Origin of the sequence: Marinobacter antarcticus (genome assembly GCF_011049865.1) — a bacterium.
Lineage (GTDB): Bacteria > Pseudomonadota > Gammaproteobacteria > Pseudomonadales > Oleiphilaceae > Marinobacter > Marinobacter antarcticus_A.
On sequence record NZ_DRGY01000095.1, the window covers coordinates 1 to 25,404 of the forward strand.

22 protein-coding genes and 1 pseudogene are annotated in these 25,404 nt (G+C 54.1%); 12 read left to right on the forward strand and 11 right to left on the reverse strand.

Translation table 11 applies throughout. The annotated features are described in order from the left end of the window. A partial coding sequence (locus ENI00_RS12005) for a transposase domain-containing protein (protein ID WP_304102046.1) occupies positions 1 to 129 on the forward strand: 129 nt, incomplete at its 5' end. 25 nt (positions 130 to 154) lie between these two features. Here ENI00_RS12005 and ENI00_RS12010 read toward each other — a convergent pair. The 8 genes from ENI00_RS12010 to ENI00_RS12045 form a co-directional block, all read right to left on the reverse strand. Beyond that, positions 155 to 835 (reverse strand): sensor histidine kinase, encoded by a 681-nt coding sequence (locus ENI00_RS12010; protein ID WP_304102547.1) that lies wholly within the window; start codon positions 833 to 835, stop codon positions 155 to 157. After that, positions 832 to 2,481, reverse strand: a complete 1,650-nt coding sequence (locus tag ENI00_RS12015) for a tetratricopeptide repeat-containing response regulator (protein WP_304102550.1) — start codon at positions 2,479 to 2,481, stop codon at positions 832 to 834. The genes ENI00_RS12010 and ENI00_RS12015 overlap by 4 nt, the downstream gene beginning before the upstream one ends. Next, complete coding sequence (locus ENI00_RS12020) at positions 2,478 to 6,002, reverse strand: hybrid sensor histidine kinase/response regulator (RefSeq protein WP_304102553.1); 3,525 nt, start codon at positions 6,000 to 6,002, stop codon at positions 2,478 to 2,480. The genes ENI00_RS12015 and ENI00_RS12020 overlap by 4 nt, the downstream gene beginning before the upstream one ends. Before the next feature lie 52 nt (positions 6,003 to 6,054). After that, complete coding sequence (locus tag ENI00_RS12025) at positions 6,055 to 6,561, reverse strand: hypothetical protein (RefSeq protein WP_304102555.1); 507 nt, start codon at positions 6,559 to 6,561, stop codon at positions 6,055 to 6,057. Positions 6,562 to 6,658: 97 nt separating this feature from the next. Next, entirely contained in the window at positions 6,659 to 8,425 is a 1,767-nt protein-coding gene (locus ENI00_RS12030) for a sodium:solute symporter family protein (RefSeq protein ID WP_304102558.1), read from the reverse strand. A 4-nt stretch (positions 8,426 to 8,429) separates the two neighbouring features. Then, positions 8,430 to 8,693, reverse strand: a complete 264-nt coding sequence (locus ENI00_RS12035; RefSeq protein ID WP_304102561.1) for a DUF4212 domain-containing protein — start codon at positions 8,691 to 8,693, stop codon at positions 8,430 to 8,432. Positions 8,694 to 8,898: 205 nt separating this feature from the next. Beyond that, positions 8,899 to 9,606 carry a 3'-5' exonuclease gene (locus tag ENI00_RS12040; RefSeq protein ID WP_304102563.1) on the reverse strand — a complete coding sequence of 236 codons (708 nt, stop codon included), beginning with the start codon at positions 9,604 to 9,606 and terminating at the stop codon, positions 8,899 to 8,901. Positions 9,607 to 9,623: 17 nt separating this feature from the next. Then, positions 9,624 to 11,540 carry a putative nucleotidyltransferase substrate binding domain-containing protein gene (locus tag ENI00_RS12045; RefSeq protein WP_304102566.1) on the reverse strand — a complete coding sequence of 639 codons (1,917 nt, stop codon included), beginning with the start codon at positions 11,538 to 11,540 and terminating at the stop codon, positions 9,624 to 9,626. A 180-nt stretch (positions 11,541 to 11,720) separates the two neighbouring features. Here ENI00_RS12045 and smrA point away from each other — a divergent pair, with 180 nt between their 5' ends. From smrA to ENI00_RS12075, 6 genes are all read left to right on the forward strand, one after another. Beyond that, positions 11,721 to 12,302, forward strand: a complete 582-nt coding sequence (gene smrA / locus ENI00_RS12050; RefSeq protein WP_304102568.1) for a DNA endonuclease SmrA — start codon at positions 11,721 to 11,723, stop codon at positions 12,300 to 12,302. A gap of 55 nt (positions 12,303 to 12,357) precedes the next feature. Continuing rightward, complete coding sequence (locus ENI00_RS12055) at positions 12,358 to 12,549, forward strand: lipoprotein (RefSeq protein ID WP_304102571.1); 192 nt, start codon at positions 12,358 to 12,360, stop codon at positions 12,547 to 12,549. Between the two features lie 80 nt (positions 12,550 to 12,629). Continuing rightward, complete coding sequence (locus ENI00_RS12060; protein ID WP_304102573.1) at positions 12,630 to 13,256, forward strand: methylthioribulose 1-phosphate dehydratase; 627 nt, start codon at positions 12,630 to 12,632, stop codon at positions 13,254 to 13,256. After that, positions 13,253 to 13,813, forward strand: a complete 561-nt coding sequence (locus ENI00_RS12065; RefSeq protein WP_304102576.1) for a 1,2-dihydroxy-3-keto-5-methylthiopentene dioxygenase — start codon at positions 13,253 to 13,255, stop codon at positions 13,811 to 13,813. Before ENI00_RS12060 ends, ENI00_RS12065 begins: the two co-directional genes overlap by 4 nt. Then, on the forward strand, positions 13,810 to 14,499 hold the full coding sequence (gene mtnC, locus ENI00_RS12070) for an acireductone synthase (protein ID WP_304102579.1): 690 nt from the start codon (positions 13,810 to 13,812) through the stop codon (positions 14,497 to 14,499). Before ENI00_RS12065 ends, mtnC begins: the two co-directional genes overlap by 4 nt. A gap of 34 nt (positions 14,500 to 14,533) precedes the next feature. Next, positions 14,534 to 15,589 (forward strand): DUF3080 domain-containing protein, encoded by a 1,056-nt coding sequence (locus tag ENI00_RS12075; RefSeq protein WP_304102582.1) that lies wholly within the window; start codon positions 14,534 to 14,536, stop codon positions 15,587 to 15,589. A gap of 51 nt (positions 15,590 to 15,640) precedes the next feature. Here ENI00_RS12075 and ENI00_RS12080 read toward each other — a convergent pair whose 3' ends face one another. Genes ENI00_RS12080 through wrbA form a run of 3 tightly spaced genes read right to left on the reverse strand, consistent with a single transcriptional unit; the run spans position 15,641 to position 18,497 of the window. Next, positions 15,641 to 17,455, reverse strand: a complete 1,815-nt coding sequence (locus ENI00_RS12080; protein ID WP_304102584.1) for a GspE/PulE family protein — start codon at positions 17,453 to 17,455, stop codon at positions 15,641 to 15,643. Between the two features lie 29 nt (positions 17,456 to 17,484). Beyond that, positions 17,485 to 17,844, reverse strand: a complete 360-nt coding sequence (locus tag ENI00_RS12085) for a DUF2069 domain-containing protein (RefSeq protein WP_304102601.1) — start codon at positions 17,842 to 17,844, stop codon at positions 17,485 to 17,487. Positions 17,845 to 17,891: 47 nt separating this feature from the next. After that, on the reverse strand, positions 17,892 to 18,497 hold the full coding sequence (wrbA, locus tag ENI00_RS12090) for an NAD(P)H:quinone oxidoreductase (RefSeq protein ID WP_304102587.1): 606 nt from the start codon (positions 18,495 to 18,497) through the stop codon (positions 17,892 to 17,894). Positions 18,498 to 18,688: 191 nt separating this feature from the next. On the opposite strand from wrbA, the gene ENI00_RS12095 reads away from it, so the two are divergent. The 5 genes and pseudogenes from ENI00_RS12095 to pyrG all read left to right on the forward strand — a co-directional run. Beyond that, entirely contained in the window at positions 18,689 to 19,093 is a 405-nt protein-coding gene (locus tag ENI00_RS12095; RefSeq protein ID WP_304102589.1) for a TlpA family protein disulfide reductase, read from the forward strand. 110 nt (positions 19,094 to 19,203) lie between these two features. Then, entirely contained in the window at positions 19,204 to 22,686 is a 3,483-nt protein-coding gene (gene dnaE, locus ENI00_RS12100; protein ID WP_304102593.1) for a DNA polymerase III subunit alpha, read from the forward strand. Positions 22,687 to 22,844: 158 nt separating this feature from the next. After that, complete coding sequence (accA, locus tag ENI00_RS12105; RefSeq protein ID WP_304102596.1) at positions 22,845 to 23,798, forward strand: acetyl-CoA carboxylase carboxyl transferase subunit alpha; 954 nt, start codon at positions 22,845 to 22,847, stop codon at positions 23,796 to 23,798. Further along, on the forward strand, positions 23,782 to 25,122 hold the full coding sequence (gene tilS, locus ENI00_RS12110) for a tRNA lysidine(34) synthetase TilS (RefSeq protein ID WP_304102598.1): 1,341 nt from the start codon (positions 23,782 to 23,784) through the stop codon (positions 25,120 to 25,122). The genes accA and tilS overlap by 17 nt, the downstream gene beginning before the upstream one ends. Positions 25,123 to 25,209: 87 nt before the next feature. After that, positions 25,210 to 25,404: pseudogene (gene pyrG, locus ENI00_RS12115) on the forward strand (CTP synthetase); the annotation flags it as partial.

Here is a 25,404-nt window from a genome sequence, read left to right on the forward strand (position 1 = left end):
AAGCTCAATGGACACGATCCGTATGCCTATCTGAAAGATGTGCTGACGAGGCTTCCAACGCAGAAAAACAACGCCATTGATGAGTTGCTACCGCACAACTGGAAGCCGGTGAGCATTAGCAAGGTGTGATTGCCGGCCGCTTACGAACTTGATGTCAAGGAAGCCAGATTTCAAAAACCCCACCACCAAGTTGTCCGCTATTGTGCAACTTGATGAAGCCAGTTCGGTCTCCTTCGCTGTGCAGTTCCGCTACCGCAGAGGCAAAGAACAAACCCAGGCTTGTGCTACCGGTATTGAAGTCCAGGGATTTGAAACTTGGCGTTTCCGTATGTTGCATATTATCTGGATACCCCGGGCCATCGTCCTCCACAGCGATAACAAGATGACCATTACGCTCATTTGCAGTCAATCTGATTTGAGTGCGGGTGTATCGTATAGCGTTGTTGATTGTGTTATTGAGGGCACCGGTCAGTAAGTCAGCATCAAAAAAGCCGTTTATAGTGTCCGCTTCAATAGAGCACCTGATGCCCAACCCGTTTAAGAGAGAAGTATGCCTTGCGAGATGCTCAGACAGAAAATCAGGAACAAAGTGCTCTTCAGAGTGTGCGGAAAGATTGTTATTACCCAGCCGGTAAATCCCGAGAAGTTGCACGAGATCATTGTGGATTCGCTCAGCTTCGTATTGCAGAGTATTAAATCTGGAAGAATTGTTGAGCGTGTCTTTGCTCTCCTCCCTTAGTTCGTCCAGAGAGTTGAGGAGCATTCCCAGTGAGTTTTTCATGTCATGTACGGCCAGGGCAAGAACCATAGAGAAGTCGATGTTCCGGTTTTTCATAGGGTCAGTGCCTTTAATTTGCGTTGCAGGGCGACATAACGGCGGTACTGCCCGTGCTGTTCCGGCAGGCCGGCCAAGTGACTGAGGTAATGTTGACAGAGTCCCAGCAGGTTCTTGTTAGCGGTGTCGAGTTCGTATTCCTTCATCAGCACCTGAACCTGATTAAGATTAAGGGCAGGGTGATCCGGAATCATCTCCAGTGCTTTTGTAAAGATGCTCGCCGCCTCTTGGAGGTTACCCGACTCAAAGGCCTCGATCCCATCCCGATTCAGACGACGGGCTTTGACTTTCATCCGAAAGCCGACAGGCTCGTCCAGCAGGTTTTCAATCTTTTTAAGAACGGTTGGATTATCGAAAAACTGCGTTGCCAGATCATTCAACAAGGTTTTGGCTTCATCACCGTAGCCGAGACGGAAAAGCGTTTTTGCATAGTCCAGATCAGTCTCAGATTCCAACGCGCGGGGATTTCCAAGGGCTGGACGAATTTTATCGAGCACGGCTTCGGCTTTATGCGCTTCCTCTTGGCCAGCGTAAATTCGGCATTGGACAATTTGGGCGCGAAGCGCAAGTGAGTCGTTGTCTGAAAATCTCTTTTCCATGTTACCGAGAACTGAAAAAGCCTCGCTAGCCAACTGTGCTCCTTCAGTTCCAGTGTCGCCCTCGCTGAGGTCACAGAGAGTGTTGCCAAGCGCGAGGTGGTAGGCCGGGCTATCGTGAATCGAGTGAGCCCCGAGAGCGACACTGCGGCGCCACGCCCTGACTGCCGTATCCATATCCTGATTTGCCTCTGCAAGTTCGGCCAGGTGTATCTGGCGGAGCAGGGCGTTAGGGGAGTGGTCAGTTGCCCGCTCGAGAATGTCCTGGGCTTGCCTGGGCTTGTTCTGCCGCTCAAGGCTTTCTGCCAGAAGATCATAGGCTTCCATATAATCTGGATGCGCGGCGATTAGCCGCCTCAGATTTTTGATCGCTTCATCGTAATTATGGTTAGTCAGCAATATCTTGCTGTGTCCCAGGCGCGCCCAGGATAATTCTCGTTGGCGGAGTACTTCGTCGTAAACCTTGATGGAATGAGTGAGGTCACCCAGCAGAAAATAAAGCTCAGCGAGTGTTTTCATCAGCCAGGTTTTATAGCGTGGTTGACGGGGAATCGCATGAATGCAAAGTGAGATGGCTTCGGGATAGTTTTCCCGGTCGATTTCCCGGTTGATTGGAAGCAACGCGCTGCGTTGGGTAATCAGGCTGCCGAGGCGCGTTTCCAGCATTGCGTGGTTAATCGGCTTTGTCAGGTAGGCATCGGGCTGGTACTCACGGGCCCCCATAACCATTTCCCGAGAGGCGTCTGAAGTAACCATAAGAAATAGCGACGATCGTTTCAGAAGTTTTTTATAGCGCAGCTCTTCCAGAATATGCTGACCACTCTTGCCTTCCCCAAGATTATAGTCGCACAACACCACATCGACGTGATTGTAGGTGCAATACTGCACTGCAAGTCGGGCGTTGGCGACTAACTCTATGTTCTCTGCGCCGCAACTGCGAAGCATATGACGCATAGAAAGCCGGAAGTTTTCAAAGTCGTCGATGACAAGATAAGCGAGCGCGCCAAACGCGTTTTTGCCAGAGCCGGATTTATTATTAGACACGTTCATGGGCGTTTTTGTTTCAGCAGTTTGTTTACCATGGCTCGCAGAGCCGCCGGCTTAACCGGTTTATAGAGAACGTGATAACCTCGGGCGATCGCATCGTTGCGAACCTCCGGTGCCATATAACCGGTTATCAATATGCCCGGTATGTCCTGCCCGACTGCGCTGCGTATTGCATCCATAGCGTCCAGACCGTTCTTTTCATCATCGAGCTGGTAGTCAGCAAGTATGATATCCGGTTGTCCATCGCGCAGCTGTTCCAACGCGTCATCGAGGCTTTGCGCTGCGGTTACATCACACTTCCAGTTCCCCAGAAGCGCCGCCATTCCTTGCAGAATTGCAGAATCGTTGTCGATGCACAGAACGCTCAAGCCTCCAAGGCTCGAGACCCTCCGGGAACTCTTGGCCACGGTTTCAGAAGCCTGATACGCCTGATCTGCCGGTGCAAGAGGAACCGTTATGCCGAACACACTGCCTTTTCCCTGAACGGACTGTACGCTTATTGGATGGTTCAACATGCCACAGATTCGATCAACGATTGCCAGGCCCAACCCGAGTCCCTTTTTGTCTCGCCCCTGCTGAAAACGCCGGAATTCCTCAAAAATAAAGGTCAGTTGGTCGTCTGGTATGCCCGGGCCTGTATCCCATACTTCTATTCTCAAATACCCTTTCAGGCGGCGGCAACCCAGCAGGATTTTTCCTTCAGGAGTGTAACGTATCGCGTTAGATAGAAAGTTCTGTACCACCCGGCGCAAGAGTTTGGCGTCGGAGCGAATCCAGACGCTACTGGGCACGACGTGAAGCTTCAAGCTCTGGTCTTCCGCAATGGCTGTAAAGTCGGTTGCCAGGTGGCGCATGATGTCGTTCACCGGGAACACGCCAATGTCTGGCTCCAACGCCCCTGCATCAAGCTTTGAGATGTCGAGCAGGGTGCTGATGATCTCTTCTGCGGCCCCGAGAGAGCTGTCGATATGGTCCACCAGCTCTTTGGCCTCGGCGTTATTAGACTTCCCGGCAAGCGCTGATGTAAACAGGCGTGCCGCATTCAGGGGCTGCAGCAAATCGTGACTGGCCGATGCCAGAAAGCGGGTTTTACTCTGGTTTGCTTGCTCAGCCACTGACGTGGCTTTGAGCATTTGTTCATTGATAACCTGCAGTTCCTGTGTGCGTTCTTTAACTCGTTGTTCGAGATAGATATTGGTTTCCTTCAATGCCTGTTCGGTGCGGCGCATTGCCGTAATGTCCTGGAACGTTGTCACATACCCACCGCCGGGTATCGGGCTGCCATCCACCCGAACGATGGTGCCGTCTGGCCGCTGACGTTCATAGGAAATGGGCTGACCTTCTCGCATGCTCGCATAATGATTGGTAATGATGTCGTCAATTCGCCGTGCAGGCAGGTTTGCGTTGGTAAGGTTATAACGCATCAGGTCTTCCGCGGGGCGTCCCACTCTTACAAACCCTTTTGGATAGGTGAAGAGTTCCAGGTACCGGTGGTTCCAAACCACCAACTGTTGCTGTTGGTTCACCACAGAAACACCAAGGCTGATGTTTTCTATGGCAGATTGCAGTAGCTCCCGGCTGAAGGTCATGGCTTGAGAGGCTTCGTCGACAATGCTGACTACATCTTCAATCTGCATGTCGCGACCCGTAAGGGTCGATTCCAACACCACTCTAGCGGTAGAAGCACCGATCACAGACGCCAGTTGCCGTTCAATGTATCTCATCAGGTGGGTCGAGGCAGGGCGATGGGGGTGGAGTCGCATGGCGTTACGCCGACCATAATTACGGAAAATGGTTTCGGAGCGTTCCTCTCCCATAAATCGGTCAGTAAGAGCTTGCAGATCGGATGTCAGTACTTCTCCCTGCCAACTTTGATGTTGAACGGTGTCGCCTTTGGGATGGGGGTCGTGAAAAAATGACGCAATCTGGATTTTCTCGCGCACCCGTTGGCGGGTTAGCAGTGAGAGTGTTACGAAAACCAGTGTATTGATGCCCAGGCTCCAGATAATGCCATGGCTGGTCTGGTCAAGTTCCAGGCCGAATAATGCGGTCGGCCTTGTCCAGCTCAAACCCCAGATACCTTCGTTAATCAAGGAATCGGTAAACCAGCCAGTAGAGGTTAACGCAGGGAGCAGGAGCGTGTAACACCACATGAGAAAGCCAAGCCCGAGACCCCAGGTAGCACCTGTGGCATTTCCGCGGCGCCAAAGAATGCCCCCTACCAGAGCTGGCCCGAATTGCGCCGCTGCGGCAAAAGACAGAAGCCCGAATGATGTCAGACTGTAGTCTTCGCCCGCCATTCGGTAAAAGCCATAGGACGTCAACAAAACAACAAAAATCGCCACCCGTCGAATGCCGAGCAGCAAGGAACTCAGGTCAGCCTGACGGTTCATTCGGGGTCGAAAAAACTTGAGCAGTGCCGGCATGATGATTTCATTACTCACCATGGTGGCGATAGCAACGGAGCAAACGATAACCATGGCAGCGGCTGCAGAGCCACCGCCGAGGAATGCGAGAATAGCCAACCACTCCTCACCAGCCATGATGGGTAGCTGCAAAATCAGGATATCCGGACTGTCAACCAAGGTTTCTGGAGCCAACAGTCCGGCGGCTGCAATAGGCAACACGAAGGCGCTCGCCACCACGAGATAAACCGGCATCGCCCAGCGCGCGACTTCAAAGTCCCGGTGATCGGCATTCTCGACGACCATAACGTGAAATTGTCGTGGCAAGCAGATGATAGCGAGCATCGCGACGAGTGTCTGGGTGATAAATGCCGGAGCCTCAATGGAATCGGTCGTCAAAACACCCATCAGGTCGGCTTGCTGGATATTAGCGAACAGGTCACCAAAGCCGTTGTAAAGCCCGTATCCAACAAACAGTCCGACCGCGACAAACGCCACGAGCTTGATCAGCGATTCAAAGGCGATGGCCTGAATCATACCGCGATGATGCTCGGTCGATTCCAGGTGGCGGGTGCCGAAAAGCACGGTGAATACAGTCAGAGCCAGCGTTATGTACCAGGCGGCGTCATTCCAGGCGGCAGTACTCAGTTCGCCCGCGTCCCCACCGGTGCCAGTGTCGGATAACACGCTGAAACCCATGGCGATGGCTTTAAGTTGCAGCGCGATGTAGGGCACACTGCCAATGAGCGCGAAGGCTGCGATCATTGCGGCCAGTACCTGGGATTTGCCATATCGGGAGGCAATGAAATCCGCAATGGAAGTGCTGTTATTGCGTTTGCTTATATAGATGATTCGGCGCAAAAGCGGCGCGCAGAACACGAAAACCAGAAGCGGGCCCAGGTAGATCGGCAGAAATCCCAGCCCTTCCTGCGTGGCTCGGCCAACCGCGCCGTAGAATGTCCACGAGGTGAAATAGACCGCCAGCGATAGCGAATAAACGTGCGTTCGCGCCAGGCGCCTGCGATAAAGGCCCGGGTGTTTATCACCGGCCCAAGCGATGATAAACAGGATCGAAATGTAGGTGATGGAAATTAAAACCAGCAGCCAGACACTAATCATCGTTATACATTTCCGTCAGGTGTGCGGGTTGCCCGGCCCTGTTGTCACAGCATCAACCGGCGCACACGGTGGAGAAAAGTGGGTCGCTCGGGCTCAATACTTTGAGGTTATCTACCCTGGGTGTGCCATCAGAGCCTATAGGAACAACCTCGCGCGTCACACAATTAATAATGTGAACCCGATGCGAGACAGAGTCCGTTAACTTCTGCTCAAAGCGGTAGAGCGTGAATCGGATTATATCCGGATTGCGGGTGTCCCGAGCGATGCTGTCCTTGTCCAGCGTGGAGAAGGCGGTTACGTAAGGGTAGGCCAGCGTCCAGGGTCGCCAGAAAATGCTGTCGCTCTCTGTGCTTACGACCACAGCCTCATCAGGCAGGCGTGATTGTTTATGGTCATACCAGGTGTACTCGCCGTAGATCAGATAGCCAAGCATGCCAGCGCCGGCGAATACCGGAATAATCCACTTCGGCGCCCTGTTGCGGGTAGCGGCTCGGATTCCAAGAGCGATGCCGGCTGTGCCCAGCCCACAAAATACGGTGGCGACAAGAGTCCAGAACATACACGTACTTCCTTAAAAAAGAACGGGCTCCCTCAAAGAGGAAGCCCGTTCAGTAACAACCTGCCAACTCTATGAGCAAGCCAGGTTGAATTGCTGCTTAGTGGTCTTGAGCCTGTGAGGCCCCACGTGGATAACGAACACTTTCAACCAGCTCCTGAATTTCAATGGGTGGTTCTTCGGTTACATTGGCTACCGCGAAGGCTACCGCAAAATTCACCATGGCACCAATCGCGCCGATCGACAGGGGAGAGATGCCAAACACCCAGTTTTCAGGCGTGTCGGCAAGGTTCGCCGTGCCCGGGATGAAGAACCATCCTTTGTACACGAAGATGTACGTGAGGGTGAATGCCAAGCCGCACAACATACCCGCAATAGCGCCGACGTTGTTAATACGCTTGGAGAAGATGCCCATCATCAGGGCCGGGAACAGCGAGGCCGCCGCGATACCAAACGCCAACGCTACAACCTGAGCGGCGAACCCCGGAGGATTGGCACCAAGGTAGGTCGCCAACACAATCGCAACACCCATCGAAATCCGGGCTGCCAACAGCTCGCCCTTGTCGGTAATACCGGGGTTAATGGAGCCTTTGATCAGGTCGTGGCTGATTGCAGACGATATCGCCAGCAACAGTCCCGCTGCCGTAGACAGTGCAGCTGCCAGGCCCCCTGCAGCTATCAGCCCGATAACCCAGCCAGGAAGATTGGCAATCTCCGGATTGGCCAGTACGAGGATGTCGCGGTTTACGTCGAGCTCATTGCCTTTCCAGCCACGTGCATCAGCCTTGTCTTTAAAAGCCGGAGAGTCGTTGTAAAGCTGGATGCGACCGTCTTCGTTTTTGTCGACAAACTTGATCAAACCCGTAACTTCCCACTCTTTAACCCAGTTTGGACGATTTTCATACTCAATAGGTTCAACAGAAGTGCCTTCCGGGTAAATGGTGTTCATCAGGTTCAGTCGAGCCATGGATGCAACCGCCGGAGCTGTGAGATACAGCAGTGCGATGAATACCAGAGCCCAGCCAGCTGACCAGCGAGCATCAGCAACCTTCGGAACTGTGAAGAAGCGGATGATTACGTGAGGCAGGCCGGCGGTACCGATCATCAGAGTCAGAGTGAAGAGCACCATGTTCAGGTGGCTATCCACATCCGCAGTGTACTCGTTAAAGCCAACGTCAGTGATGACCTGGTTCAGCTTGTCGAGAATGGGCATTCCGGAATCGATGTGGGTAGAGAACAGGCCCAGCGCCGGAATCGGGTTGCCGGTTAGTTGCAGCGAGATAAACACCGCAGGGATGGTGTAGGCAATAATCAACACAACGTACTGGGCAACCTGTGTGTAGGTAATACCTTTCATGCCGCCCAGCACAGAGTAGATGAAAATTACGACAGCGGCGATCATCAGGCCTGTTGTGGAGTCAACTTCCAGGAAGCGGGAGAAGGCGACGCCTGCACCAGCCATCTGGCCGATAACGTAGGTCAACGATGCAACGATCAAGCAGACAACGGCAACCAGACGAGCATTTTTGCTATAGAAGCGGTCACCAATGAACTCCGGAACCGTGAACTTGCCAAACTTGCGCAGGTAGGGCGCCAGAAGCATGGCCAGCAGAACGTATCCACCGGTCCAACCCATGAGATAGGCTGAGCTTGCATAGCCGCTGGCAGCAATAATACCTGCCATGGAGATGAAGGACGCCGCAGACATCCAGTCAGCACCAATCGCCATACCGTTAATGACAGGGTGAACACCGCCGCCGGCGACATAAAAGTCTTTGGTGCTTCCGGCCTTGGCCCAGATAGCAATGATGATGTAGAGGAGGAATGACCCACCTACAAACAGGATGTTGATTCCAAATTGGCTCATTCGCTTATTCCTCGTCCACGCCGAATTTTTTATCGATTCTGTTCATGCGCCACGCGTAGTGGAAAATTAATGCAATGAACGTGAGAATAGAGCCCTGTTGAGCGAACCAGAAGCCCAAGTCCGTGCCTCCGATGGCAATGCTGGAGAGCATGGGGCGCAAAACGATGGCGAAGCCATAAGAAACCAGAGCCCAGATGATCAGGCTCCCGAATATCAGGCGAAGGTTCGCCTTCCAGTACTTTTCAGCATCGTAGCTATGACCTGACATAGGATACTCCTGTTTTATTATTGATTTTTAACTGTTTTTTATGACCTGAGCGAGCCAGAGAAATTGTTTTTATTATGAGTACTTCCCCTACTTGTTCTCTTATTCGACTTTACCCGGCAACCGATTTATAGATATTGGCAAAAAGTCTAATTTTGAGTTACTTACTGTAAAGAGAATCGACTTTCCGGGGTTTCAGATACTTGAGTCACATGCGGTGTATGTTTTTCAACCTGCGGTGATAGCGTAATTTGTCGTGCAGTTGCCTGAGGGTTTTCAGGCCATCTTTATGAGCTTTGTTCAGTGCAATGAGGGTCAGTTCGGCGGTCGCCAGAGCATCCGACGCTGCGTGATGCCTTGCACTCATCTCCAGACCAAAAAAATCCGCCCATTGATCCAGGCCTTTGCGAGTATTAAAGGCATCTGGAAAAACCGCAGGCAACAGATCCGCTACATCCATCCACGTGTGATTCCGGGCGTAGCCAAGCTCCGCCTTAAGCGTTTTTTCGAGAAACTTCTGATCAAACGCCGAATGATAAGCAAGCACCGGGTCGCCATTCATCCACTCCAGAAGGAAGCGCAGGGCATCCTCCGTCTCATGTCCCTGGGTGAGCGCTTCCGGTCCTATGCCGTGAATCAGCACGGTTTTGGTGATGTCCAGTTCGGGGCGCCTCAGAATAAGATCGAATTGGTCACTGAGGTCTATGGTTCCGCCATTAATAGCCACTGCGCCAACGGCGATGACCTCGTCCTTGTTTGCATGCAACCCTGTGGTCTCGAGATCCAGCACAATCAGGCGACATTCACTGAGCAACTGATCGCCGGGAGTTTTGGGGTTGGGCATGTTCTCTGGCGAGATATTGCCTTTCGGGCCGGCGCGGCGGCGCTCAATCCATTGCCTGATCTGTGCCAGCATAGTGTGACGGCCTGAAGTCAGAGTTGGTAGGTAACTTCGAGTTTTTGTTGCAGGCGCTGCGCCTGTCGAAACGACTCACGAAGAATGCGTTTGTCTAGCGGGTTCAGATCGTCCGGATCGATGTAGTTTGTGAGCTCCTCGCCCCGATTGAGCATTTCCTGGTGTGATCGCATTCGGATCGCCTGAATAAGGCTGTAAGCATCCTTCCAGGCGTCGGCGTCCTTGGCGTCAAATACACCTTTTTGGACAAGCTCATTCATTCTTTCACGTGTGTTTGCGTTTTCAACGCCATTTGCAAGCGCAAACACGCGCACAGCTTCAACGAAAGGCGCCAGACCTTGTCGCTTTAGGTCCAGGCTGTGTTTTTTGCCGTCGGACACATAGCGAAAGTTGCGGAACATGGTCAGCGGAGGCTTTCTCTGAAATGCGTTGCCGGCAAGCATCTTCTGGAACAGCGCATTCTTGCGTATTCTTGTGAGCACTTTTTCAAGTAGACGCTGTAACGAATCTGTTGGACCAAATACTGCTCGCATATCCAGAAAAATAGATGAATAAACAAGATTTTGCGGAGTGGATTCGTCAATAAACCGAATGAACCAGTCGTCCCATTCGCGGTCGCTCAGGCACAGCTTTGGATTGCTGGCCATAATATTTCCTTTGCACAAGGTAAAGCCGCATTCGGCCAGTTCGTCGTTGACGGTTAGGGCGAACGGCAGCAGTTTTTCCCGCACCTGATTCTCGGTCATGCCTGCCGGTGTTTCGAACAGAATGCCGTTATCCTGATCGGTCAGCAGAGTCTGCTCTTGCCGCCCTTCGCTGCCAAAGGTAAGCCAGGTGAATGGAATGCCCGGGTTTTTTTTCTTTATGTTCAGTTCCAGAACACGTCTGACGGTCACGTCATTGAGTGTCGTGATGATTTTTACGACTTGCCCGGAGTCTGCTCCATGGGCCAGCATGGCATCAACGAGGCGAGACACATCCGAGCGCAGACTGACCAGCGTTCGTAAATGCGTTGCGGTGCTGATGGTACGAGCGAGATTAACCAGATCGACCCGCTGCAGAGAGAACAGATCGCGCTCGGACACCATTCCGATCAACCGCTTATCCTCATCAACTACGCAAAGGTGCGCAAAGTGGTGTTCGGCCATTAACAGGGCGGCCTCAAAGGCATCGGCGTGTGCCGGCAGGCAGCAAGGTTCTTTCGTCATGATCTGACGAACAGGTGCATCTAAGGTGCAGGTATCTTCTGCGACCATCGTGCGCAGGTCGCGAAGGGTGAAAATCCCCGTCGGGTGTCGGCTGTCATCTGTGATCACGATGCTGCCGACATTGTTTTCATGCATGCGAGCAACCGCTTTGCGCACTGGCAAGTCCGGAGAGCACACAATGGGGTTGCGAAGGGCATAGCGTTCAAGCGGCGTACTCAGGGATATACTTGAGCCCATGGACGCCATGGCGCCAGACTGGATGCGCTGGTTAACCTGGTCCAGCAGGCTGCTGACACCGCGCAAGCAGAAATCACGAAATGAATCGCTTGTGGAAAACAGCGTAATAAAGGCGTCCTGTTCGATGCTCAGACAAAAGGTGTCGCCGGCGGCCCGGTGCAGCGTCCGGGTAGGGCGTTCTCCAATGATCGCCGCTAGCGGAAAACACTCACCCTGGCTGATCTCAAAGGTGGTTTCTGTTTTGTCAGCTTTCTGGTTGTGGCGTTCGCCACGAATCCGTCCCTGTTTCACAACGTAGAATCTTCGAACGATACCTTCGTCTTGCGACAAGACAACATCACCGTCAGCGTAGAAACGCAGCGTCGCATGCTCGGCAAAGTGGGCGAGATGATCGTCGTCCATGCTTGAGAAGGGCGCGTGCACTCTCAGGAAACCCATAATAGAGCGGGTATTCTGTGGTCGTGTGCTGTCCTTGTTTGCTGCTGACATAGCCGGTTTCGCTCGAAGGTTATTGTCAATTCACAGTGTAGATCACCGCGGTGGGTGTCCAGTCTACGATTTTGGCCGCAGGGTGAAAATCATAACACCTCACAATGACAACGCGTTCTTTATAGGAAGCAGGTCGAGTGGTAAAGTTCTGTCATTCAACAGGTTATTGAAAGTATTGTCATGACTACCAAAAATGATCGCCTGAAGTTTCTGGAAGAGATGAAAGACGTTCAGCGTATCCGGAAACCTAATCGCGCCGATATTATCACGCCTCGCGAACTCACGCCCGGTCACTTGGAGCGTCAGCGCTCGGCTGTAGAAAAACCACTCAAAGACGCTAACCCACTGACGTCTGATATGGTCGATCCTTTAACAGCGCACGATATATTGTGCTGGCAGCGCGCCGGAATTCAGAACGGTGTTTTTCGCAAATTCAGGGCAGGGCAATACCCCATTGAGGCAAGGCTGGATCTGCACCAAATGACCGTAGAGCAGGCGCGCCGAGAGGTATTCCGGTTCATTGATGATTGTGTTAAGTGCGGTTTGCGTTCGGTGATTATTCTGCACGGAAAGGGTGAGCGTAATCCTGACGGCGTAGCCCAGCTCAAGAGTTATCTCGCGAAATGGTTGCCGGAATTGCCAGATGTGCTCGCGATCCATTCGGCGCAAAAGCATCATGGTGGAACGGGCGCGGTCTATGTCATGGTGCGTAAGAGTGAGCGAGAGAAAGAACATAACCGGGAAATCTATGGTACGCGCTAGTGCCGTGCCGAAACTCCGATTTACGTTGTAAATCACTATAAACCGAGGATTATTGATGAAGAAATCTGTGTTGATGGTCGTTGCAGTTCTGGTTCTGGCCGGTTGTCAGAACCGGGCAATCTGGGATGACAACGGCAAGGTGGAGAATGCGACAGAGGGCCGGGAGATCTGGAATGACCACGGGAAAATGGAAGCCGGTGAGCGTAAGATCTGGGTGAGACAGGACGGCGAAGAAGTGATCAAGTAGGGCTCTGCCAGACGTTTGTCAGGCGATTGGTTGAAGAAGTGGAACAATGAACCAAACTCCCCAACATTGGAAAATAAACCGTGTTTGATATAACTCGATACGCCGTTGTTGCCGGGTCCATTATGGAGGCCGGTCGGTTTCTTTACGATCGCGGCTGGTCTCCGGCGACAAGCAGCAATTATTCTGCCCGTCTGGACAGCGAACACCTTGCCATTACGGTCTCTGGCCGGCATAAGGGGCGATTGGGTGCCGGCGATGTCATGGTGGTCGATCTCCAGGGCCGGCCCGTGCAGAGTGGCAGTCGTGCGTCGGCCGAGACCCTGCTGCACACGGCCCTGTATCAGGTTTTTCCGGAGGTGGGCGCGATTCTTCATACGCACTCTGTCAATGCGACCGTATTGAGTCGATTGCTGGCGGCGGGTGAATCCCTGAAATTTGAAGGATATGAGTTACAGAAAGCCTTTGATGGCGTAGAGACTCATGAGTCAGCCGTCACAGTTCCGGTTTTTGAGAACACTCAGGATATTGAAGCCCTGGCCCGGCAAACCCGCGAGTGGTTTCTTGAACACCCCGAGCAACCAGGCTATTTGATCCGCGGGCACGGGCTTTACACCTGGGGTAAAACAATGGCTGACTGCCTGCGGCATTTAGAAGCCTTTGAATTTCTGTTTGAATGTGAACTTGCGACCATGAGGGTTCGCCCATGACAACTCTGAGTATTTTTGACGCACGCACCCCCCACGTAGCCGGAACGGTAACCGATAATCCTGTGGAAATCGGCCAGTTACTTGCGAGTAAGGGTATTCGCTTTGAGCGCTGGCCAACGCAGGCACTGCCGGGCGATGCAGCTCCGGAGCGCATTCTGGAAGCCTACCGCCACGAGATAGCGAAACTGAAAACAGAGAACGGCTTTCAGACCGCCGATGTGGTGAGTCTTAATCCGGACAATCCCCAGAAAGATGCGTTTCGGCAGAAATTTCTCGATGAGCACACCCACAGCGAAGATGAGGTGCGCTTTTTCGTGCGCGGCCAGGGCATATTTTATCTGCACCTCGGGGATCAGGTTTTTGCGGTTCAGTGCCAGAAAAACGACCTGATCAGCGTGCCCGCAGGCACGCGGCACTGGTTTGATATGGGCCCTGAGCCTGAGTTTACGTGCATTCGCCTGTTCACCAATCCTGAGGGTTGGGTTGCGGATTTCACCGGTGAAGATATTGCCGGGCGCCTGCCGCGCTTTGAGGCGCTGGAAGGGACCACCCTATGATCCGGGTGATTCTCACGGATATTGAGGGCACAACCAGCTCTATAGCGTTTGTACACGATGTGTTGTTTCCCTACGCGGCTGAGCACCTGCCAGCGTTTATTCGCGATCAACAGAATAACCCTGACGTTAAGGAGCAGCTGGCGTTGGTGGCGGAGGAAACCAAGACCGATCCGGACGATACAGAGGCGCTGATAGAAACGCTTCAAGGTTGGATTCGTGAAGACCGTAAGGCTACGGCGCTCAAAGCGCTTCAGGGCCTGATCTGGGAGCAGGGATATCAGCAAGGCGAGCTTAAGGGCCATATCTATCAAGATGCCGCAACGTATCTGCAAAACTGGCACGCCAGCGGCCTGCGGTTATACGTCTATTCTTCTGGTTCGGTTAAAGCCCAGAAGCTGATCTTCGGCTTTACGACGGTCGGTGATTTTACGCCGTTGTTCTCCGGTTACTTTGATACCCGAATGGGTGGAAAAAAAGAACCAGAGGCTTACCGCAACATTCTCAGTGAGCTGGGTGTAGAAGCCGGAGCGGTGTTGTTCCTCTCGGATGTCGAGGCTGAATTAGAGGCCGCTGAGGCTGCAGGCATGGAAACGGCCTGGCTGATCCGGGACGGAGATCTGCCGAAAACCCGGCATTTTGTCGCCCGGAATTTCGCCGACGTGGACTCCTTGTTGCAAAGACAGTAGCCGTCCGCCAGTCCGTTGCGTCCAGGAGGATGATATGTCAGGAACCCAATCAGCCAGGCTGCTTGTCTCCGGCTTGATTGTGTTTCTGTTGGCGGGTTGCAACCCCTTTTCGGAAGCCCGTCCGATGATGGATGAATACGTGGAGCGCGTTGGCCGGGTGTTGGATATCGAGCCAGAATTCTCGGAGATTCCGCCGGCCGAACCTATTCCGAGGCGTCGCAACCGGGTGCTGCCGATGCCCGAGCTGGAACTGGGCATGCTGGACTTCCTGTCGCTGTATGGTTGTGAACTGCAATACGTGGTGGGCGAAAAAAACTCCATTATGGGCAAGGTGATGCAGCCTCTTAACCGCCTGCGCTATGAGGTTCATTTTATCCGCGCGGCCGGCGATTGTCTGGATACCGTCGAGGATAAGGGTCTTCAGGGTAAGTTACGCAAGGCCATTGCCAGTAAGCGAGAATCTCTGCCCATCGCCGTCTGGAACGCAACATGGGGCGTGGAGGAAGTCGAAACCCTGTTCACCCTCGCCAAAGGTGAGTATCCGGTAGAAGCTAAGGATCTGCTTTCTGATCTGTCCCGGAACGCGCGCCAGTTAAACACATCGGTGGTGGCGCTTCTGGGTCAAAACCTGAATGTGGATCTGGGCTTTTGGGGCAAGGTGCATCAACGCTGGCAGGCAGAATACCGGGCCGGGCAACTGGTCAACAGCGCCAAGCTTGTGACGGCCCGCTTGCGCGATGCCACAGAATTGATAGATGAGCGATTGGGCAAGCGCCCTCTGTGTCTCAATGGCAAACCGAATAGCCAATCCGATATTGTTCAGAGCATGTTTTTCAGTATCTACATTGGAAAAATCCAGCCTTATCTCGCCGATTTGCGGCGGGCCCGCACCGATTTAATAGAACCGTTATCGGAGTTGGCGGCCATGCAATCTGACGTTATGCCAGTTCACTTTCAGGACTGGTATCAGTCAACGTTGGCATTGAAGGGGCGCAAAAGCATTTGGTCGACCCTCGATGCGGCCGTGAAAAGCCACACCAAAGGCTGGCAAACGCTGTTGGAGCAATGTGGGTTGAGGCCCGGAGCATAGCGCCAGGTTGCCCTCAACTCGCTCTGCGCATGCCTTGTATTCACCCTTCTTTCAGCGCTGGCTTTCAGGCGTAACCCTCAGAATTTCCTCTACGGTGGTCAAGCCACTTGCGACTTTCTGGGCGCCGCTCAATCGCAGTGATTTCATGCCCTCCTTGTAGGCGTCCAGTCGCAGTTGTTCCAGTTCACACTGATCTGTGATCTGGCTTGTTAGAGCCCCCGAAAGTGTCATGATTTCATACACCCCCGCGCGGCCAAGGTAACCCGTGTTGCGGCATTCCAGGCAACCTACTGGCTGGTGGAACTGTTTTGGCAGCGGTGCTTTCCAAGGGCGTGTGAGCGTTTGCCATGCCTGAGTGTCGACAAGAGCCGGGATTTTACAGTGGGGGCACAGTATGCGAACCAGGCGCTGAGCCATCACCCCCAGCACGGTTGCGCGAATCAGGTAGGGCGGGATGCCCAGTTCGATCATTCGCGTCAGGGCGCTGGGCGCATCATTTGTGTGCAGCGTAGAGAGCACAAGATGCCCGGTCAGCGCAGCTTGTACGGCCATTTCTGCGGTTTCCAGATCCCGAATTTCGCCAATCATGATGATGTCAGGGTCCTGCCTCAGCAGAGCCCGTACACCAGCCGCAAAGGTCAGGTCGATGTTTGTTTGCACCTGCATCTGATTGAACGCTGGCTCCACCATCTCGATGGGATCTTCAATGGTGCAGACATTTACCTCGGTGGACGCAATTTGTTTCAGCGTGGAATACAAGGTTGTGGTTTTACCGGAGCCAGTCGGGCCAGTAACCAGAACGATTCCGTGGGGTTTTGAGGTGGCTTTTTGCCAGCGCTCCCGGTCTTCACGGCTGAAGCCCAATTGTTCGTAGGATTTTAACAGCACATCCGGATCGAAAATCCGCATCACCATTTTTTCCCCGAACGCGGTGGGCATGGTTGCCAGACGCAGCTCTACTTCATTGTTGTCGGGCTTGCGGGTTTTCAGGCGACCATCCTGGGGCCGGCGTTTTTCTGCAACGTTCAGTCGCCCCAGAATCTTGAGCCGGCTGGTAATGGCCATACCCACATGTTCTGGAAACTCGTAAACGCTGTGCAGCACGCCGTCAATGCGAAAACGGACGTGGGTCAGCGTGCGCCGAGGCTCAATGTGAATGTCGGATGCGCGCTGGTCGAACGCGTACTGCAGTAGCCAGTCGACAATCCGCACGACGTGCTGGTCGTTGGCATCGGCGCTGTCACTGACGCCCAGATCCAGTAACTGTTCCAGATTCTGATGCCCGGCGCTGTTGCCCGGTGCCTGGCCGCCACTGGCTTTGTTGACAGAGTTTGCGAGCTGATAAAACTCCACGGAGTAACGGCGAATAGCTTCCGGGTTTGCGACCACCCGGCGGATGTCCTTGCCCACGGCCTGGCGTAAATTGCCTTCCCACTCGCGTTTGAAGGGCTCGGCGCTGGCGACCCATATTTCTTCGTGCCCGATCTCAACGGCCAGAATGCCGTGACGCTGAGCAAAAGCATACGACATGACACGGGCAATCGCAGGCGTATCAATTTTCAACGGATCGATGTGGTAGTAGGGCTGGCCTGCCCAGTCTCCCAACCACTGTGTCAGTCGTTCGAGATCCAGGGTTTTGCCGCTTTTGTCACTGATCAGCGCCGCAATGGCCACCAATTCGAGCGGGTGGCGTTTTGCGGCCTGGCCGCTGGCGGCGCCGAGATTGGCAGAGAGAACCCGCTCGGCGTTGTCCTGGTTGATTTCGCCGTCGCTGACCAGCGCCGTACAAATGTCCCGCAGAGTCAAGGTGCTCCGGTGTGGTGGTGACGGTCGCGATGTGTGTGCTGTTTTATTGGAATCGGGCATAAGGCGTCACTTTCCGATACAGAGGCATGTCAGTCTGTCACTGGCCGATTCACCTTAAGATGAACCATGGCCATGGTAAACAATAGAAAAGTAAGCAACGTAAGAATAACCGGAGCTGGCGCGCCTTCGCTGAGCCAGGCAGAAACCACCGCCTGAGTGAAGTAAAAGATCACCACGAACGCCAGCCAGATATAGCCGCGATTGTTACCCCGGAACACGGTTATCGCTAATGCCAGCAACGGAAGCAATTTAACTGACAAAATCAGCACGATTGAAACGCCCTCAACCGGTGCAGGGTAGAAAGTGGTCAGCAGCAGTGTCGCGAGAACGGCCAGATAAAGAAACTGGGTTGCCCGCGCGGTATATCGGGCTTTTGGGTTGTGAAGCATCATTGGATTCCAGAAAAGTAGAGGAAGCGTTACGTGGCATGGCCGTGTCAGTTTGCTAATTTCAGAGCCAGGGTTGCCAGGCGTTCGCCAAAGAGCTGGCAAAGTGCCTTTTCATGCCCACTCAGGGTTTGCTGTCCTGCGGTTCCGGCCCAGTGCGATGGGCCGTAAGGTGTTCCGCCTGTGGTTGTTTCGCTCAGGTTTTTATCTGTATAGGGCAGGCCGCACAATATCATGCCGTGATGAAGCAGTGGCATCATCATGGTCAGCAGCGTGATTTCCTGGCCCCCGTGCAGGCTTCCGGTTGAGGTAAACGCCCCCGCCGGCTTACCCACCAATGCGCCACCAAGCCAGAGATCACCGGTGGTGTCCAGAAAATGCTTGAGCGGCGCCGCCATATTGCCAAACCGGGTGGGGCTGCCGATGGCCAGACCGGCGCAGTTGGCCAGTTCAGATTTGCTGGCATAGGGTGCGCCCGCATCCGGAACGGATGGCAGCGAGGCCTCTGTGTCTGGCGAGACCATCGGAACCGTGCGCAATTTTGCAGTAATGCCCGTTACCCTTGCGACTCCCCGAGCTATCTGGCTCGCAAGTTCCGCAGTCTGCCCGTTGCGGCTGTAATAGAGAATCAGAACGTAGGGCAGTTGCTCAGGCATTTTAGGCTCCTCAAATCTGCGGGGATTGTGGAAAATCGGGGTGGGTTCTGTCATCTTCGTGCCTGTTTATCGAAACAGATGCTGCAACGATTGGTTTTGTGGCGCACAGTCTATCAGGAGGATTTCCCGTGCAGAACCCTGTCATCTCCCGGTTACCCCGGGGGACCGTTTTTGCAGGCGCGTTGGTTTTGATGGCTTTACTAGCAGGTTGTCAGAAAGTGGAGCTGGAACGGGCTGAAGGCCCCAAGCTCGCGTGGAATGACTTGCGGGGGCAATGGGTTCTGGTTAACTACTGGGCCGAATGGTGCAAGCCTTGCCTTGAAGAAATCCCGGAACTGAACGAGCTGGATAAAGCGCCGGATATCACCGTGCTCGGGGTAAATTTTGACGATATAAAGGGCGAGGCTTTGGTTGAACTCGGCCAGCGAATGGGCATTGAATACACCATGCTCGGCCAGGATCCTGGCCCGGAGTTTGATTGGGAACTCCCGGTTGCGTTGCCCGCCACCTTTGTTGTGAATCCTGACGGCAAGCTTCTGGAGGCCCGATTTGGCCCGCAAACGGAGGAAGAAATACGGGCATTGATTGGCGGCTGAATGGCGCAGACTCCCATGAATACGCGTTCAGCGGCGCGTAAAGGCACGCGCTAATAGGCACTTTCTAACCGATATTCTAATCAATACACATGCAGGAACGATCTGACGCTATGTCACAGACTTTTGTACACCTTCGCGTGCACTCCGAATATTCCATGGTAGATGGTCTTGTTCGTGTCAAGCCGCTGGTCAAGCGCGCTGTTGAGCTGGGCATGCCAGCGGTGGGCCTGACAGAGCAGTCCAACATGTTCTCATTGGTCCGGTTTTACAAAGCGACAACTGGCGCAGGGGTAAAGCCTGTTATTGGCGCGGATCTCTGGTTGGAAAACCCCGACGAGCCGGAAAATCCGTTCCGGTTGACGCTGCTGGCCCGGGATAATGAAGGCTATCTCAACCTAACCGAGATTGTCTCCCTCGGGTATACCGAAGGCCAACGCCACGGCAAGCCGATTGTGCAACGCCCGTGGTTGGAGAGCAGGTCGGGTGGTCTGATTGCCATGTCTGGCGCCAAGATGGGCGACGTGTGCAAAGCTTTGCTGGCGGGTAAGCCGGAGCTGGCCAAAGCACGGGCGCAGTACTGGATGAATCTGTACCCCGGATCCTATTATCTGGAGCTACAGCGCACCGGACGGTCCGGAGATGAAGACTGCTTGCACATGAGCGTGGAGCTGGCACAGAACCTCGGGCTGCCGGTTGTTGCCACCAACGATGTCCACTTTCTTGAGGCAGATGATTTCGAAGCCCATGAGGCTCGGGTTTGCATTGGTGAAAGCCGGGCCCTGGATGATCCGCGCCGTGATCATCGCTTCAGCGATCAACAATATTTCCGAAGCGCGGAAGAAATGATCGAATTGTTCAGCGACATTCCTGAAGCTGTTCAGAACACGGTAGAGATTGCGCGACGCTGTTCGGTAACCGTGCGCATGGGTGAGTACTTCTTGCCCAACTACCCGATCCCGGACGGGATGACCATTGACGAGTACTTCAGGAAGGTCTCGGAAGACGGCCTGGAAGATCGCCTGGCGAAAACTCTTAGTAAAGACGATCCAGAATACGACAGCAAACGGGACGCTTACTACGTGCGCCTTAATTTCGAGCTGGATATCATTATCCAGATGGGGTTCCCCGGTTACTTCCTGATTGTAATGGACTTCATCAAATGGGCAAAACAAAACGGGGTGCCGGTTGGGCCTGGTCGAGGCTCCGGTGCCGGTTCTCTGGTGGCGTACTCCCAGCTCATTACGGATCTTGATCCGCTGGAATACGATTTGCTGTTCGAGCGTTTCCTGAATCCCGAGCGGGTATCCATGCCTGACTTTGACGTCGACTTCTGCATGGAAGGGCGGGATCGCGTGATCGCCTACGTGGCCGAAAAGTACGGCCGAGAGGCGGTTTCCCAGATCATCACGTTCGGAACCATGGCCGCCAAAGCGGTAGTGCGGGATGTTGCCCGGGTTCAGGGCAAGTCCTACGGTCTCGCAGACAAGCTGTCCAAAATGATTCCCTTCGAAGTAGGGATGACGCTGGGCAAGGCCATTGAACAGGAGCCAACGCTCAAGGAATTTCTGGAGCAGGATGAAGAAGCTCAGGAAATCTGGGAAATGGCCCTCAAGCTTGAGGGCGTATGCCGCAACGCTGGCAAGCACGCCGGCGGTGTGGTGATTGCGCCCACGAAAATTACCGACTTCTCGCCGCTTTATTGCGATGACGAAGGCGGCAGCCTGGTCACCCAGTTCGACAAGAACGATGTGGAAGATGCCGGGCTGGTGAAGTTCGACTTTCTTGGCCTGCGAACACTCACCATCATTGATTGGGCGTTGAAGATGATCAATCCACGGCGAGAAGGCCGTGGCCTGGCGCCGCTGGATATCAACGAGATTCCACTTGTGGACGCCCGCTCATTCGAGATGCTGAAAAAGGCCGAGACCACCGCGGTATTCCAGTTGGAATCCCGCGGCATGAAAGACCTGATCCGCCGGCTGCAGCCGGACTCCCTTGAAGACATGATCGCCCTGGTGGCCCTGTTTCGTCCCGGCCCCCTGCAGTCAGGCATGGTGGATGACTTTATTGACCGGAAGCACGGCAAGCAGCCCATGTCTTTCCCTCATCCGGATTTTCAATACGAAGGCCTGAGGCCGGTTCTGGAGCCCACTTACGGGGTCATCCTTTATCAGGAGCAGGTCATGCAGATTGCTCAGGTAATGGCGGGTTACACCCTGGGTAATGCGGACATGCTGCGTCGCGCCATGGGTAAGAAAAAACCCGAGGAAATGGCCAAGCAAAAGCAGTTTTTTCTGGACGGCTGCGAAAACAACGGCATCAACAAAACGCTGGCTGAAAACATTTTTGACCTGGTGGAAAAGTTCGCCGGCTACGGCTTCAACAAATCCCACTCTGCGGCCTACGCTCTGGTCTCTTATCAGACTCTGTGGCTGAAGGCGCACTACACCGCTGAGTTCATGGCGGCTGTTCTTACCGCAGACATGCAGAATACGGACAAAGTCGTCACGCTGGTGGAAGAGTGCCGCAGCCTCAAACTGGACTTGGTGCTGCCGGATGTAAGTCGCTCGGAATACACCTTCACTGTTAACGACGAAGGCCAGGTTATGTATGGGCTTGGCGCCATCAAAGGATTGGGCGAAGGCCCGATTCAGGCCATTGTAGAAGGGCGTACCAGCGGCGAACCCTATCAGGATATCTTCGATTTCTGCCGCAGGGTCGATCTCAAAAAGATTAACAAGCGCGCCATGGAAGCACTCATTCGCTCCGGCGCCATGGATAAGCTTGGTGCGAGCCGCGCTCAGCTTATGGCCAGTATTGCGAAAGCGGTTCAGCAGGCAGATCAGCAGTCGCGCAATGAATCCGTGGGTATGATGGATATGTTCGGCGAAATGCTGGAAGCCAGTGACGGCGGTGATCCCTACGCAGACGTAATGGGTCTTCGGGAGTGGCCTGAAAAGCAACGACTGAAAGGTGAAAAAGACACGCTGGGTCTGTATCTCACAGGGCATCCGTTTGATGAATACGAGCGTGAAGTAAGGCGTTTTGTGCGTTCATCCATTTCCGATCTCAAACCCAACAAATCGCCGCAACGGGTCGCCGGACTGGTAGTTGCCCAGCGAACCATGAAAACTCGCACGGGTTCCACCATGTGCTTTATCACCCTGGACGACAGGAGCGCGCGGATTGAAGCCACGCTGTTTTCAGAAGCCTTCTTCGAAAACCGGGAGCTGCTGCAGTCGGATCAGGTGATTGTGGTTGAGGGGCAAGTGAGCCACGATGATTATTCGGGCCAGATGAAAATGCGGGTAAGTTCGGTCATGGATGTGCCCAGCGCCCGGAAGCAGTTCAGCAGAGGGCTGCGATTGAACCTGCAAGCGGATCAGTTGCAAAATGGGCTGTTGGAGAAGATAGATTCTACGCTGAGGCCGTTTCGCTGTGACGGCAGTCCGGTCTGGATTGAATACAGCAGCCCGGAAGCCAGCACCCGGATCGAACTGGGTGAATCCTGGCGTGTGCAGCCGGACGACAGCCTGCTGCAGGAGCTGAGACACCTGATGGGCGACCAGCGCGTGGAACTGGTCTATGATTGAGTAAGCAAGGCAAAGAGCAGCCCGAAATATTAAATTTTTGTCAGATAACGGACTCATACCAATGTCCGCTTTAGCCGTGTGCCGGGCGCTGCTATCTTTGTCACAAATTCTGTGTTGGCGGAACCTTGTACCGTCTGGCAATAAAATGATGGAACATCATGAACCCTAATTATCTGGATTTCGAACAGCCGATAGCCGACCTTGAAGCGAAGATTGAAGAGCTTCGCATGGTGGGCAACGACAGCGACATTAATATTTCTGACGAAATTACCCGGCTGAAAAAGAAAAGCGTCAGCCTTACAGAGAACATATTCTCAGATCTGCATCCCTGGGATGTGGCTCGTCTTGCGCGACACCCACGCCGTCCTTACACGTTGGATTACATCGAAATGATTTTTGAAGATTTCGATGAGTTGCACGGAGATCGTCGGTATGCAGACGATCAGGCCATTGTGGGCGGCACAGCGCGGCTGAATGATCAGCCAGTGATGATTATCGGCCACCAGAAGGGCCGCGAAGTGCGTGAAAAAGTAAAACGCAACTTTGGTATGCCGCGCCCTGAAGGTTATCGTAAAGCGCTGCGCCTGATGGAAATGGCAGAGCGGTTCAGAATGCCTATCCTCACGTTTATTGATACGCCTGGCGCCTACCCCGGCATTGGCGCCGAAGAGCGAGGCCAAAGCGAGGCTATTGCGTTTAACCTTGCGGTTATGTCTCGGCTAAAAACACCGATTATTTCGACGGTCATCGGTGAGGGTGGTTCTGGCGGTGCACTGGCCATAGGCGTTTGCGACCAGCTCAACATGATGCAGTACTCTACGTACGCGGTTATATCTCCCGAAGGCTGTGCCTCCATTCTGTGGAAAAGTGCCGAATACGCATCGCTGGCGGCTGAGGCCATGGGTGTCACGGCAGATCGGCTAAGCGAACTCGGGCTGGCAGACAACGTTATCGCGGAACCGCTGGGCGGAGCCCACCGCAACCCCGAAAAAACCGCCGAAGCTCTGCGCGAAACCCTTGCGAAAGGTATGGCAGAGCTTAGTCGTCTGCCTTTGGATGAGCTGGTATCCCGGCGGTATGAGCGGTTGACCCGCTATGACACAGGGCGCTAAGCCCATCACAGGGTTCGCCTTTTCGGAGGCGTTGATTGCGCCGGTAAAAGCCATTTCCGGCTACCGGCGTCTCTGGGTTGCCCTCAGCGGCGGCCTGGACTCCACTCTTCTGTTGCACCTTGCCGCGCGCTGCCATCCAGGCATGAGCGCGGTGCACATCAATCATCAGCTTCAGGCCAATGCTGGCGAGACGGAAGTCTTCTGCCGGGATGTATGCGCCGAGTTGGCTGTACCTCTTACGATTCAGCCTGTATCGGTCAAACTGGGTACTGGTCCAAACCAGGGTCTTGAGGAAGCTGCCCGCAAGGCTCGATATGAGGCATTTGAAGCGCTTCTGGCGCCAGGTGACATTCTCTTGATGGCGCATCATCAGGATGATCAAACCGAAACGGTGCTTTTTCGAATGGTTCGGGGCAGTGGTGTGGCCGGCCTTGCGGGCATGCCCGCCAGCCGCTCGCTGGGTGCAGGTCGCCTTGCCCGGCCGTTGTTGGGTTTCGACCGAGCGGAGCTTGAGTGTCACGCACGTCAGGCGGGTATTTCATGGGTAGATGATCCCAGCAATACGGACCCGCGATTCGATCGCAATTTTCTGCGCCTCAGTGTTTTACCGCTACTTAAAAAGCGCTGGCCGGGACTGAATCAGCGCCTTCGACACAGTGCAGATGCCTGCTCGGAGGGTCACTTTCTGAATCAGCGGCTGGCGGAACTGCAATGGCAAACGCTGGGCGCTAGCCGGCATCGCCTGCCGGTTACCGGGCTGAGCGCACTGTCGCCAGCGGAGCAGAAAAACCTTCTGCGCTGGTGGATACTTCAAGCCGGGTATTCGCCGCCGTCAATCAGTAACTGGTCACAGGTGCTGCATGATCTGCTGCAGGCAGCAGAAGATCGGTCCCCTGAGTTGCGCGCAGACGGATACAGTTTGCGGCGTTTTCAGGGTGAGCTTCATCTGGTGTCGGAACTGTCTTGCGTGCCAGAAGCACCCGTATTGCTCGCGCCAGGCCCTCCCGTAAAGTGGAGTGAATGGACTCTGCAGTTGATACCGGCAGCTACCTCAAAAACAAGCCCACCTCCAGTACGAATATGTACGAGGCAAGGCGGCGAACGTGTCCGTTTTAGCGTGGGAGGCCCCTCGAAGTCGCTCAAAAAATGGCTTCAAGAGAAGGCTGTTCCGCCCTGGCAAAGACGCCGGCTGCCCCTGATTTTCGGGGGCGCGGAGGGTGAAGGCGAGCTGATCGCGATTGGCGATTTGTGGTGTTCTGAACAATACTGCGGAAGCGCCCCTGCTGCAGGCTGGCGGCTGATTGTCCAGCGGGATTGTAATTGAGTCGCTGAGGGCTTTCTGGTAGTCTGGCGTCCCATCTTGAGATGATAATCTCCCTCCTTCACAGAACCTGATAATCATGGAATCTGCATGACGCGTTATATTTTCGTCACCGGCGGTGTTGTGTCCTCACTGGGGAAAGGAATCGCATCGGCCTCACTGGCAGCTATCCTTGAGGCCCGTGGCCTGAAGGTGACTATCCTCAAGCTGGATCCATACATTAACGTGGACCCGGGCACTATGAGCCCGTTCCAGCATGGCGAAGTCTTCGTGACGGAAGACGGT